The organism is Puia dinghuensis, from assembly GCF_014642875.1.
Lineage (GTDB): Bacteria > Bacteroidota > Bacteroidia > Chitinophagales > Chitinophagaceae > Puia > Puia dinghuensis.
The window spans coordinates 1121030-1134427 of the sequence record NZ_BMJC01000002.1; the positions used below are offsets into that span (position 1 = coordinate 1121030).

At 55.8% G+C, this 13398-nt stretch carries 6 protein-coding genes; 4 read left to right on the forward strand and 2 right to left on the reverse strand.

Annotation, left to right across the window (positions count from 1 at the left end; translation table 11 throughout):
- Positions 1-6: 6 nt before the first annotated feature.
- Both IEY39_RS12785 and IEY39_RS12790 read right to left on the reverse strand, forming a co-directional pair.
- Positions 7-1950 carry a KUP/HAK/KT family potassium transporter gene (locus tag IEY39_RS12785; protein WP_188932039.1) on the reverse strand — a complete coding sequence of 648 codons (1944 nt, stop codon included), beginning with the start codon at positions 1948-1950 and terminating at the stop codon, positions 7-9.
- 45 nt (positions 1951-1995) lie between these two features.
- On the reverse strand, positions 1996-2700 hold the full coding sequence (locus IEY39_RS12790; RefSeq protein WP_188932040.1) for an START domain-containing protein: 705 nt from the start codon (positions 2698-2700) through the stop codon (positions 1996-1998).
- Between the two features lie 76 nt (positions 2701-2776).
- On the opposite strand from IEY39_RS12790, the gene IEY39_RS12795 reads away from it, so the two are divergent.
- The 4 genes from IEY39_RS12795 to IEY39_RS12810 all read left to right on the forward strand — a co-directional run bounded on the left by IEY39_RS12795 (position 2777) and on the right by IEY39_RS12810 (position 13311).
- Positions 2777-3928, forward strand: a complete 1152-nt coding sequence (locus tag IEY39_RS12795) for an efflux RND transporter periplasmic adaptor subunit (protein WP_188932041.1) — start codon at positions 2777-2779, stop codon at positions 3926-3928.
- 20 nt (positions 3929-3948) lie between these two features.
- Positions 3949-7086 carry an efflux RND transporter permease subunit gene (locus tag IEY39_RS12800; protein WP_188932042.1) on the forward strand — a complete coding sequence of 1046 codons (3138 nt, stop codon included), beginning with the start codon at positions 3949-3951 and terminating at the stop codon, positions 7084-7086.
- Positions 7073-8446 (forward strand): efflux transporter outer membrane subunit, encoded by a 1374-nt coding sequence (locus tag IEY39_RS12805; protein ID WP_229688891.1) that lies wholly within the window; start codon positions 7073-7075, stop codon positions 8444-8446. The genes IEY39_RS12800 and IEY39_RS12805 overlap by 14 nt, the downstream gene beginning before the upstream one ends.
- Positions 8447-8583: 137 nt before the next feature.
- Complete coding sequence (locus tag IEY39_RS12810; RefSeq protein WP_188932046.1) at positions 8584-13311, forward strand: PKD domain-containing protein; 4728 nt, start codon at positions 8584-8586, stop codon at positions 13309-13311.
- The last annotated feature ends 87 nt before the right edge of the window (positions 13312-13398 follow it).

The following is a 13398-nucleotide window of genomic DNA, read 5'->3' on the forward strand; positions in this document are numbered from 1 at the left end:
TGATCATCAGCTGCTTCGCTTCCGGTGGATGCGTTTGAGGGAAATATTGCTTACCGGCGTCACCACCAGCGGCACCTTCTCGATGACGGCCTGATCGGTGTCGATACCATAAGCGCGGCTATCCGACCGTGCCAGCCGCAACAGGCTGAAATAGCTGTTAAGGATAAAGCCATCCCGGGCGGAGAATTCGTTATCATAAGACAGGAAGCGTTCGAGGATGACGAATTTAAAATCCCTTGTCCGGCCGGCAAAGGGGATCTCTTTGCTTGCGGCCATCTCTTCCGCCACTTTCCGCAACATGATACCCATGCGCGGCTGAATACGGAAACCCAGCCGGAAGTTCACTCTTACCACCTTGTTCGGCACCATTACCTCGGCATCGTATTCGACGGTATAGGGATCATCCATGCGTTCGATATTGACAAACCAGTAGATATCGGCGCGTTTTTGCGGGCTGTCGAAGATGGAATCGATGATGCGTTTTTCCATCTCATGCCGGCCGGCTTTTGTCAGGTAGACGAGATGGCTGGAATATTTCGGGAGGTTGGTGTTATGGCTTAGTTCTTCAAATAGGGTGAGGTAAGGGGTGATGTCGGTAAACTTCAACAGCCGGATAGTGATCTTGCGGGCATTGTACCAGACATACATTGTCCCGATGAGCCCGATCTCGAAGACGAGGAAGAACAGGCGTTTGAGCAGCTTTACGGCGTTGGCCACGAAGAAGGAGGACTCCACCAGGACAAAGACGGTGATGATGGCGCCCACTATCCAGAAAGGATATTTCTTTATAAAGCGCAGGAAATAGGAGACAAGAAAGGTCGTCATCAGCATGGCCACGGTGATGGAAAAACCATAGGCCGCCGTCATCGCTTCGCTGGTGCGGAAATAGAGCACGACGCCGACGCAGCCGATGAAGAGGATCCAGTTGATGCTGGGGATATAGATCTGGCCCCTGATGGTGGTGGGATATTTCACCTTCACCCTTGGCCAGAAACCCAGGCTGATGGCTTCGCTGATCAGCGTAAAAGACCCGCTGATCAAGGCCTGGCTGGCGATGATGGAAGCAACGGTGGCGATGACTACGCTGACCAGTACGAATTTATCGGGGACGATGGCGAAGAAGGGGTTGAGCCCCTCGAGGCTGGGCTTGTGGCGCAAGAGGGCCCAGGCGCCCTGGCCAAGGTAGTTGAGTACCAGGGCAATCTTGACGAAGGTCCAGCTGACATATATATTGGGTCTGCCGCAGTGGCCCAGATCGGAATAGAGTGCTTCCGCCCCCGTCGTACAAAGGAAGATGGCGCCCAGCAGCCAGAAGCCATGGGGGTGCATGTACAGCAGGCGCAGCCCGTAAATGGGATTCAGGGCCTCCAGGATGTCCGGATACTGGACGATCTGGCGTATCCCGGCATAGCCGAGCATGGTGAACCAAAGGAACATGATGGGGCCGAACGACCCGCCTACTACCTTTGTTCCAAATCGCTGGAAGATGAAGAGCAGCAGGAGGATGACCAGGACGATCTCCACCACCAGGTTATTCCCGGGTATAATATGCTGGTTGAGCCCTTTGACCATACTCAGGCCCTCGATGGCGGAGGTAACGGTGATGGGTGGGGTGATGATGCCGTCGGCCAGCAGGGTGCCCGCGCCGATGATGGCGGGGTATACCAGGTGATGTCCATAACGGCGGACGAGGGCATAGAGCGAGAAGACCCCGCCTTCCCCATGGTTGTCCGCCTGTAGCGTGATGATCACATATTTGAAGGTGGTTTGGAGGGTGAGTGTCCAGAAGATGCAGGAGATGGCGCCGAATACAAGCGCCCTGTTGATTTGGCCGCCTTCGTTGAACAACGTTTGCAGTGTATACAATGGAGAGGTTCCGATGTCGCCATAGATGATCCCCAGGGCGATCAGTACGCCGGCGCCCGTTGCACGCTTAAAATGAGCATCCATAAGTCAAAGTTACCACAAATTAAAGCATTCGGGCGACAGTACACGCTACTCCAGGTATTCCACGATAAACGGGAGCTTTACATTACTATAGACAGGCTTTTTCAACTGTTGCTGGAGGTTCTCGAAGGACTCGACGGGCCCCCGGGTCACGAACAGGTTGAAAAGCCAGGCGGGGATGTCGCCGCCGGGGTCGGTACGCAGCGTATACTCCACCCTGATATGATTCTTCGCCACGGGGGTGATGATCCACCTGCCTTCCGATTGCTTTACCCGGACGATATCTTTTTTTTCGGGTACAAGGTCGGGAACGGTGGGGCCGTCGATAGTCACGACCCGGGTGTACGGGTCCTGGGACACGATGAGCCGGGCGATGAAATCCCGGTTGCTCAGCGGCCAGGGAAGGCGAACCTCGGAATAATAATACAATTCGGCGGGGGAGACCTGTTTTATCAGGACGGCCGACTTGGCGGCATACACCCATTCGGTGGCGGTTTTGACGTCAAGGATGACGGCCACTAACTGGGAGAGGGTGGCATCCAGTTCGAGTTCGACCTTGATGGCCTTGAACTTGCTGCCCGGAAAGGTCCGGGTATAGACTTTTAAGGCTTTTTTTTCGGTGCGGAGTTCCCAGTCGGATTGGGCATGGGCAGTAATTCCCGCCGCAAGGAGCAGGACGGCGATGGCGATGAGGCTGGCAGCCCTGATGAAGCGGGAAGCTATAGAAAAACAGGAGGTTAGCCGGGGGATCATAGGGGATAAAACAACCCTGGCGCCCCAATGGTTTAACCCGAAAAATAAATATATTTACCGCAACCGATCGAATATTATGCCACTACACAACCGGAGTATTGCCGTGCCGGCCGCAGTCCTGTTCTTTTTCGCTTCCTGTCAAAGCGATACAAAAAACGTCCACCCCCCTGCAAAACCACAGACCTATAGCGTGTTGACCCTCGGACCCCGCAGCGCCACCATCTACAACGACATCCCCGCCACCATCGAGGGTATCGAGATCGTGCAGCTCCGGCCCTTTGTGGACGGCTACCTGGAAAAAATTTATGTTCCGGAGGGCTCCGATGTCAAAAAGGGGCAATTGCTTTTTCAAATAAAGAACCCCGTGTATGAAGAGGCCGTGGTCACGGCCAAAGCCGCGATCCAAAGTGCGGAGGCTGATGTCGAAACAGCCAGGATGAATGTAGAAAAGGTTCGACCGCTGGTGGAAAAGGATATCGTCAGCAAGTACGAATTAGACGCCGCACAGTATACTTTGCAATCCAAGGAGGCGGCCCTCGACCAGGCCAAAGCCTCACTGCGGAATGCAGAGACCAACCTGGGTTATACGACGCTGCGCAGCCCTATTACGGGAGTCATGGGGACGATTCCCTATAAAATAGGCGATCTCATCAGCAGTACGACCCAGAGTCCCCTGGCCAGTATCTCGCGCATCGACCAGGTGTATGCTTATTTCGCGATCACGGAAAAACAGCTGCTCAATCTCTCCCACAGCGTTCCCGGCGCCACACTGCAGGACAAACTGGATCATCTTCCGGCCGTCTCGCTCGTACTGGCCGACGGCAGCCAGTACCCGCAGAAGGGCAAACTCGAGACGGCCAGCGGATTTATCAATACCAGCGGCGGGGACATCAGCCTCAAGGCCCAATTTGTCAACCCGACGGGGCTTATCCGCAGCGGCGCCAGCGCCATCGTACGGCTCCCCCGCACCATCGACACGGCCCTGCTGGTGCCCCAGTCGGCCACCTATGAGCTGCAGGATAAACATTTTGTCTACCTCCTGCTCGAAGGCAACAAAATAATCTCCATTCCTATTGCGGGTTCGGCGACGAATGACGGGAAGTATCTGGTAGTGACGCAGGGGCTGAAGCGCGGGGACAAGATTCTGCTCAACGGCTTCAACCTGCGGGATAGCACGGTGGTGATTCCCCGGCCGGCGAATGCCGACAGTCTTTACGGTAACCAATAGCTCCTATCAAATAGCCCTCCATGTTAAAAAGCTTTATCACCCACCCGGTTCGCAGTACTGTTATCTCCGTGATCATTGTTCTGCTTGGCGTGCTGGGGCTGGCGAAACTACCCGTCTCCCAATATCCGAACATCTCCCCGCCAACGGTGCAGGTCTCGGCATCTTATAGCGGCGCCAATGCGGATGTCGTGCTCAAGAGCGTGATCACTCCGCTGGAAGCACAGATCAACGGAGTGGAGGGTATGACCTATATGACCTCTTCGGCCAACAACACAGGGTCGGCCAATATCAGCGTCTATTTCAGCGTCGGCACCAACCCGGACATCGCCGCCGTCGACGTACAGAACCGGGTGTCGGCGGCCATGAGCATCTTGCCACAATCCGTCACGCAAAACGGCGTGAATGTACGCAAATCGCAAAGCAGCAATGTGCTGATCCTTTCCCTCTACAGCGACAAACCGGGTTACGACCAGACCTTTTTGCAAAACTATGCGGCTATCAATATCCTGCCTCAACTGCAACGGGTGAACGGCGTAGGCACCGCCGTGGTGACGGGCTCGGCCATGACCTATTCGATGCGTATCTGGCTGAAACCCGACGTAATGGCCGTCTATAAGATCACTCCTTCGGATGTGACCGCCTCGCTTGCGGAGCAGAACGTGCAGGCGGCTCCGGGGCAGTTCGGGCAGAACGATAACCAGAGCTTCCAATATGTCATCCGGTATAGCGGGCAGCTGACTTCTACTGATCAATTTGGCAACATTATTATCAAGTCGCTGGGCAGGGGGCAATACCTGCAGCTGAAGGATATCGCGCGGATCGAATTGGGCGCCCAGAGCTACACCGGCAGCAACGCGACGGATGGGAAACCATCCGTCGGCATTTCTATCAGCCAGACACCCGGCTCGAATGCCAAACAGGTGATCGATGATTGCCAGAAGGTGATCGACCAGGTGATCCCTACCCTGCCCGCAGGGGTGAAGATCATCTACCTTGTCAACATCAACGATTTTCTCAACGAGTCCATCAGCAAGGTCTTGCATACGCTGTTCGAGTGTTTTACGCTGGTGTTCCTGGTTATCTTCATCTTTTTACAGGATGTCCGCTCTACCATCATCCATGGGGTATCCGTACCGGTGGCCATCATAGGGACCTTCTTCTTCCTTTATTTATTCAACTTCAGCATCAACCTGCTGACCCTGTTCGCTCTTGTACTAGCCATCGGCATCGTCGTGGACGACGCGGTGGTAGTCGTAGAGGCTGTGCATGCGAAGTTGGAAAGCGGCTACAAATCCCCGACAAAGGCAGCCATCGACGCGATGAGCGAGATCTCGGGGGCGATCGTTTCCATTACGCTGGTGATGGCTTCTGTATTCGTGCCGGTGTCTTTTGTCACGGGGTCTTCCGGGGTCTTCTACCGGCAGTTCGGGATCACGCTGGCTATCGCCATCGGCATCTCGTCTATAAATGCGCTGACGCTGTGCCCGGCGCTGGCGGCTATGTTCCTGCGGCCACCGGACCATGGTAAGGAAGCGGAGAAGCGAACAGTGATGCAACGATTTGGCGTATGGTTCAACCGGGGCTATAACAACATGACCGAAAGCTACGGCCGGAGTGTGAACTTTCTTTCGAGGAACAGGTGGCTGGTGGTCGTCATCATTGCGGGATTCGGTATTCTCTTCTATATGCTGATGAAGGCCACGCCTTCCAGCTTTGTCCCCGAAGAGGATATGGGCACCATCTTCGTCAACGTGAGCCTGCCGCCTGCCAGCAGTATGGAGCGCGTACAGGTGGTCGCGGACGAGTTGGACAGCATTTGCAGAAGCGTACCGGAGGTTGCCAATACCATGCGTACGCTGGGTTCGAACTACATCGGCGGCAGCGGCAGCGCCTATGGGATGGTCACGGTGCGGCTAAAGCCCTGGGGGGACAGGCCGGGGGTGACCAACAAGACTGTGATCCAGACCCTGACCAGGAAAACGGCACATATCCGCGGCGCCGACATCGTGTTCATGTCACAGCCGACGATAACAGGTTTTGGCACCAGCGGCGGCTTTACCATCCAGTTGCAGGACAAGGGTGGCCATACCACACAGGAGTTCTACCAGGTGGCACAGGGCTTTCTCGCGGAGCTCAACCGGCGGCCGGAGATACAGTACGCCAAGACTTCCTTTAACCCCAACTTCCCGCAATACCAGATGGATATCAATGTCCCCAAATGTAAGGATGCGGGAATAACGGTAACCAGTATCCTCAATGCGATGCAGGTGTTCTATGGCAGCGCCTATGCTTCCAATTTTACGGAATTCGGCCAGCAATACCAGGTTCTCATCCAGGCGGACACGAACTATCGCGCCGCGCCGGCAGGGCTAAACAAGATCTATGTACGGGGCAGCGACAGCATGATGATCCCCATCACGGAGTTTATTACGCTGAAACGCATTTTCGGACCGGAATCGATGTCGCGTTTCAACATGTTCAATTCGATGAGCGTCAGTGGCTCGCCGAACATCGGGTACAGCACGGGGCAGGCCCTGCTGGCCATCCAGCAGACCGCCGCCGACATGCTGCCTGCGGGTTATGGCTTCGAGTATTCGGGCATCAGCCGGGAAGAGCAGTCCGCGGGCTCCCAGACGATCTATATCTTTCTGCTCTGTCTGTCGTTTGTATACCTGTTGCTCTGTGCGCAATATGAAAGCTATCTGCTGCCATTTGCCGTGCTGTTATCCCTGCCGGTGGGCTTGTCGGGCATTTTTGTGTTCGCCAAGCTGTTCGGGGAGGACAATAACATCTACATGCAGATATCGATGATCATGCTTATTGGTTTGTTGTCGAAGAATGCTATTCTCATCGTGGAGTTTGCGGTGGAGCGAAGGGCGAAGGGCATGGGGTTGCTGGAAGCGGCCATCGAGGGTGGAAAGGCGCGACTGCGGCCCATCCTGATGACCTCCTTTGCCTTCATCTTCGGGCTGCTGCCGCTGATCTTCTCCAGCGGCGTCGGCGCTAATGGCAACCGCAGCATCGGGACGGGGGCCATCGGCGGGATGCTGTTCGGCACCTGTCTGGGAGTATTTGTGATCCCTACCCTGTTCATCATCTTCCAGAGCCTGCAGGAAAAAGTAAGGAAAAATAAAAAATATGACGATGAAGCTGCGTAAAGTGATCGTTTTGTTGCTGCCGGCGGCTCTCGTTGTGGCCGGCTGTAAGATAACTACGCCCTACCGGCGGGCAGCTGGTCTTGCCGGCAATGGCCTCTACCGGGATACCACTATCACCGACACGACGACCATCGGCGCCATCCCCTGGCGACAGTTCTTTACCGACACGGTGTTGCAACACCTCATCGAGGAAGGGTTGAACAACAACCTCGATCTCGGCATTGCCGTGACGCGGATACACGAGGCCGAAGCCAATTTCCGACAGAGCTTCCTGGCTTTCTTCCCCAGTCTCAATGCCAATGCCCAGGCTTCCCTCCAGAAGAATCCGGGCCTGGCGTCCACGCATAACTACGAGGCCTTTTTAAATTCAAGCTGGCAGGTGGACATCTGGGGCAAACTACGCAGTACGCGGCGGGCCCAGCTGGCGGCCCTGCTGCAAAGTGATGCCTTTCGCCGTGACGTGCAAACGCAACTGGTATCGAGCATCGCCATCGACTACTATGCGCTGATGGCTTTTGATCAGCAGTTGCAGATCACCCTGGCCACCGTAGAGAACCGGAAGGAGGACGTGATCACGACGCAGGATCTGAAGAATGCCGACGTGCTCACCGGCGCGGCCGTTATGCAGAGCCAGGCCGGGCTTTATTCCGTCGAGGTGACCATCCCCGACATCCGGCAGAACATCCGGCAGATGGAGAACACTATCTGTCTTTTACTGGGCCGCAACCCCGGGCCGATAGCGCGCGACAGCCTGTATAACGAACCTGTAGACACCACACTTCGTATGGGCCTACCCGTGCAACTCCTTGCCAACCGGCCCGATGTTCAGGAAGCCGAATGGCAATTACGCTATTATTCCGAACTTACCAATGTGGCCCGCACCTATTTCTATCCGGCCCTGACCATCACCGGGGAAGGCGGCCTTTCTTCGGGTAACCTCAACCATTTCTTCGATGCTTCGGCCTTCTTTGGCAACCTGGTCGGTGGGCTTACACAGCCTATCTTCCAAAATGGGATCAACCGTCAACGGCTGGAAGTGGTGCGTAACCAGGAGCATGAGTTCTTACTCAGTTTTGAGAAGACGCTGCTGACGGCGGGGCAGGAGGTGTCCAACGCCTTGTTCAGTTATCAAACGGCAACCGAAAAAGTGGCGACGCGGACGCAGCAGATCTACTACCTGACAAAGGCGGTGGACTATACCAAAGAGTTGATGCGAGCCGACGCCAAAGCCAATTATACCGATGTACTCACCTCCGAGCAAAACCTGCTCACCGCACAGCTGCAGAGTGTGGAAGACCGGCTGCAACAACTGCAGGCGGTGGTTAACCTGTATGCCGACCTGGGCGGCGGGTGGAGATGATAACAGTTAAATAACAGCAGGAGTATTGCTTTTCTGCAAACAATACTTTCTCTTTGTCGGACATTGTCTTATCCCTCCCCCCCTGATCACTCCTTCCTTACCCTGCACGACACTCACTACTGCTAACTACCTTATATATGAAAAAAAACCTTCTCCTGCTGGTTGAGGCATTGCTTTGCCTGAACCAACTCCTTCACGCGCAAACCGTGATCGGCAACCAGAATGTCGATCGATTCCCAAAAAATCAATACAGCGACTCTACCTACGGCCTCACCTGGCTGCCCACCTCCTATGCCTCCAATCCCAACAAGCGCTATCCGCTGATCGTTTTTCTGCATGGCGCCGGGGAAGCCGGCACCGGCATCTCGGGGCTGAGCACCCTGCTCAACCAGGGTATCCCCAAAAAGATAGCGGCCGGCTTTCAGCCCGTGGCCGTCAACCCGAAGGATGGTCAGACCTATGAATTTATCGTGGTGTCGCCGCAGGCCCCATCCTGGTCTTACAATTACGACCAGTTGAAATATATCCTGCCCAACGTGCTGGGTAAATACCGGGTCGACACCAACCGCATCTACCTTACGGGCATTTCCGCAGGGGGCGATGGGGTCTACACTTGTGTGGGTAGTGGTGACACCAACTTTGTAAAGAAGATCGCCGCGGCTGCTACCTTTAGCAGCGCGGGCGTTGATGGGGTCAACGGGCTAATGGACTTCGAGGTGATAGCGAACTTCAAAAATGCCACTAAACAATATGGGGCGCAGTTTTGGACCATCATCGGCGACTTTGATAGTTTTCTTGGCATCAACCTGCAATATCACGACAGTCTCAATGTGCTGAGCCCCACTGTACCGGACAAGTTGACGATCATCGACAGTTTTGGACACGGAACCACACCCTGGAGGCCGACGACAGCAACCTGGGATTCCCTTTATGATACCACTTACCGGCCCATGGTGAACTCCTATACGAGTATGGCCAATTGCGACAACAACTGCCCGGCTGCCATCGTAGGGCCGCCTTATGGCCATCCCGGAAGCCCGGTGGAAGGCAGCGGTGCTACGCAGGACAGTCTAAACCTGTATGAATGGTTCCTGCTTTTTTCGCGGGGCGCATCCACTTCGGGCACGGGCGGTGGCGGCACTTCTTATGCTCCGCCAACGGTGAGTGCAGGGGCAAACCAGACGATCGCGTTGCCCCTCGACTCCGTCTCCCTCACCTCATCGAACACGGTAACCGGGGCGACGCTGACCTCTACCATCTGGACGAAGTTCAAGACTTCCGGGCAGTCGATTAGCCGCCTGGGTGTGCTTGGCAGTTCGACCAGCGCGGGCGGCGGAGCCGACAATTTCGATAGCAGCTATGTGGGAAGGCTGCGGGCTTTTTATATTCCCTACGGCATCATCGACTCTGTCATCGACCTGGCGGTGTTTGGTTACAATCCTTACCAGGCCATGCCCACGGGCTATGTGCCGCCGGCGGATGTGACCACGAAACTGGCGCCTTCCGACGTCCCGGACACGGCGCACAATATCACGGCGCTGCTGCGGCGTCATCCGACCCATGTGCTGATCAATTTCCCGACCAACGGCTATGATGTACTGACGATGCCCGAGATCATGTTCCCCTTGCAATATCTCGCCGACACGCTAAACTCGTTGGGCATCACCTGGTATATCACTACTACGCAGCCGCGATCGGACGAGGCATTCAGTACTCCTGCCAGGCAGCAATTCCTCCAGGTGGTGAGGGACAGTATCCTCAATCGGTTTGGCTCGCATGCTATAGATTTCTATGACAATATGGTGCAGCCCGGAACGACGTACAAGATACCTGCCTACGATGCCGGCGACAGCATCCATTTCAACGACCTGGGACATCTCCAATTATTCAGACAGGTGGTGGGCGCGAATATGTTCCAGAACGTGGCGACATCGCCCGCCATTATTGCCACCCCGGCAGCCCAGAATACGAAGGTGACCCATCTTGGCGCAGGCGTGAAAGCCTTCCAAGTAACGGTGCTGGACAGCCACAAACAAAAGAACAGCGCGGTCGTAACGGTGACGGTGGATTCTGCCGGGCCGCCCCCTCCGCCAGCGCCCTGCGGATCGCGTCATCGCTGGGAAATCACGCCCAACGGCGACACGGCCTTCTGGGCCCATGCCGGCGGCAACCCTGATATTTCGCAATTCCAGCCAGGGGATACGCTGGCCTTCAAAGCCACAAACGCCTTTGGTAATTATTGGACCTATATCACGCTGGATGGATTCCAGGGAAATGCGGCCTGTCCGCTGGTGATGATCAACGAGGGTGGCCAGACCTGGGTGCGCGGGAATACGATCACGATCAGTAATTCGAGTTATGTAAAGCTGACGGGGAGTGGGGTCGCCGGTCAGAAATATGGGTGGTTGATCACGGGTGCTGATCCGAGCCTGCGGCCGCAGGGTCCTTTTGCCTTGTCGGTGACCGGCCGATCGAAGCATGTCGAGATAGATAGCATCAGCATCCACAATACCGGGCTGGGTATACAGATACAGACCGACCCGGATTGCGCCGATAGCCTCGACTATCCCAACTGGGTGCTGGACAGTATGTTCATCCATGACAACCGCATCGTAGGGGTGTGGAATGAGGGGATGTATATCGGTAATACCTCGCCCGACAATGCTCCGTATGATCACCGGCCGGTGACCTGTAATAACGTTACGGTCTATCCTATCCCGATGAAGAACGGGTATACGAAGATCTGGAACAACTATGTGGACAGTACAGGCAGGGGCGGCATCCAGCTCTCCGATGCAGACAGCGGGATCAGCGAGATCGCCTTCAATACGGTTAAGCATAGTGGGATGAATGGGGACGATGCACAGGGCACCGGGATCAGTGTCGGGTTGTACTCGCATGCCTATATCCATGACAATACCATTTCCAACACCTATACCTGGGCCATTGCCTCCATCGGGGCCTGCGGGACGAATATCCCGCTACGGATTGAAAATAACCATACGGACAGCTCGGGTTATCTGGCGAGCTATCATCTGGACACCACGTCCCGTGCCTTTATCAACCCGGCAACGGAGCCGACCTATCCGAACCCGCTGACCTATCCCTATGCCATCTGGGTGGATACGCGGCAGCGGGTCTATACGACGGATAACCCGGCGGGTACGGCCGTGCATGGAAAGGATAGTACCCAGTTCTGGATCAAGAATAATGTGATCGGGCGATTCAAGTGTTATACATCGACGACGGATAATCAGTCGGCCATCCAGATAGAGGACCATTTCTCCGGCCTGCAATCCACCGGCAATATCATCTGTGGCAATACCAGCAGTGTAGGCCAGAGTATCCTGGTCTATACGGGCAATGCCGGCCATCCCGTGTCCTATTCCACCAATTGCGGGACCCCGCCGGCAGCGAAAGCGGGTCCGAACCAGACGATCACGCTTCCGGTGGACAGTGTGGTGCTGGACGGCCGTGGCAGTACGGGGACGATCAGTTCGTGGTTATGGACGGAGGTGAGCGGACCCAATACGCCGGTGCTTGCCACGCCCACGAATGACACTACCAAGGTGACGGGTTTGATCCAGGGCGTATATGTATTCCAGTTGTCGTTGAACGGCGGGGCCGATTCGGCAAGGGTGACCGTGAACGTACAGGCGGCGGGCACGACCGTCGGCCGGATGTTGGTGGATAGCTTTCCCAATGATCAATCCGGCGACCTGGATTATGGTCTCACCTGGCTGCCGCCTACGTATGCGGGCAATCCCGGCAAGACCTATCCGCTGATCGTCTCGTTGCACACCTACCAACAATCCGGCAGCGGCCGCGGGGCGGTGACCAAACTTATCACGGCCGGGTTACCGTATAAGATCGCCGGCGGCTGGAATCCCTATGCCGTCGCGCCGGGGACGGGGACTCCCTATGAATTTATCGTCGTCGCGCCGCAGGATCCCAACTTTACCCCCAATTATAATTCACTGAAATATATCCTGCCCAATATCCTTTCGCGGTATCGCGTGGATACGACGCGCATCTATTTCACCGGCCATGCGGCCGGCGGGGATGGCGTGTTCACCTGCCTGGGCAGCGGCGACAGCAGCTTTATCAAGAAGATAGCGGCGGCCGCCACTTCCAGTTCTTTCGGGGCGGATGGGGTGAACGGGCTCACCGATGTGCAGGTAGAGGGGCAGCTACGGTACGCGAGCAAGAGTTATGGTGTACGCGTCTTGACGGTGGCCGGAGATGGCGATGGGCTGCTCGGGGTGCAGATCCGATATCATGACAGTGTCAATCTCCTGAGCCCGACCCCGGCGGATAAGCTGACGTTGATAGGCGGGGTCGATTCGACCTGGAATCTTGTCTATGATACGACCTACCGGCCGCTGATGAACTATTATGGCCATACGGCCAATTGTGATAACGGCTGCCCTGCGATCACGTCTTCGGCGGGCAGCAGCAGCCCGGTGCGGGGCAGCGGGAAGACCCAGGACAGTCTGAATGTGTTCGAGTGGTTCCTGTTGTCACAGAAGGTGGGCAGCGGGCCGTTCAACAGCGGAGTGGTGACACAGGCGGTGAGTGGGGTCGGTGTACGGTTGGACGCCGCGGCCGGAGAATTTGTGAAAGTATATCCCAACCCGGTAGTATCCGGCAGGGTGACGGTCACGGCGCGGACCGGGGATATGGGCAAGGTGATCGTTTCGGTGCTGGATGCGAGCGGAAGGGTTCTGCAGGAAAATGTGTTTACGAAGAATGCGAGTCTGTTCGAGCAGCAGGTGGTGTTGCCCCCGGTGACGCAAGGAGTCTATCTGCTGAAGGTGCAGGTGGCGGGGAAGGCTCCGGTGTTGTTCAAGGTATTGAAAAATTGATTTAATCAACCGTTTGTTAGTTTGTATAGTGGGCGCCCCCTGACGGGGGCGTTCTTTTTTTTGTTTATTTTGTCCTATCGGGGAAAG

What these genes read in the sequence shown, in the direction of transcription:
- IEY39_RS12785 (WP_188932039.1), bottom strand. Translation starts at nt 1,950, where the DNA reads ATGGATGCTCATTTTAAGCGTGCAACGGGCGCCGGCGTACTGATCGCC.
- IEY39_RS12790 (WP_188932040.1), bottom strand. Translation starts at nt 2,700, where the DNA reads ATGATCCCCCGGCTAACCTCCTGTTTTTCTATAGCTTCCCGCTTCATC.
- IEY39_RS12795 (WP_188932041.1), top strand. Translation starts at nt 2,777, where the DNA reads ATGCCACTACACAACCGGAGTATTGCCGTGCCGGCCGCAGTCCTGTTC.
- IEY39_RS12800 (WP_188932042.1), top strand. Translation starts at nt 3,949, where the DNA reads ATGTTAAAAAGCTTTATCACCCACCCGGTTCGCAGTACTGTTATCTCC.
- IEY39_RS12805 (WP_229688891.1), top strand. Translation starts at nt 7,073, where the DNA reads ATGAAGCTGCGTAAAGTGATCGTTTTGTTGCTGCCGGCGGCTCTCGTT.
- IEY39_RS12810 (WP_188932046.1), top strand. Translation starts at nt 8,584, where the DNA reads ATGAAAAAAAACCTTCTCCTGCTGGTTGAGGCATTGCTTTGCCTGAAC.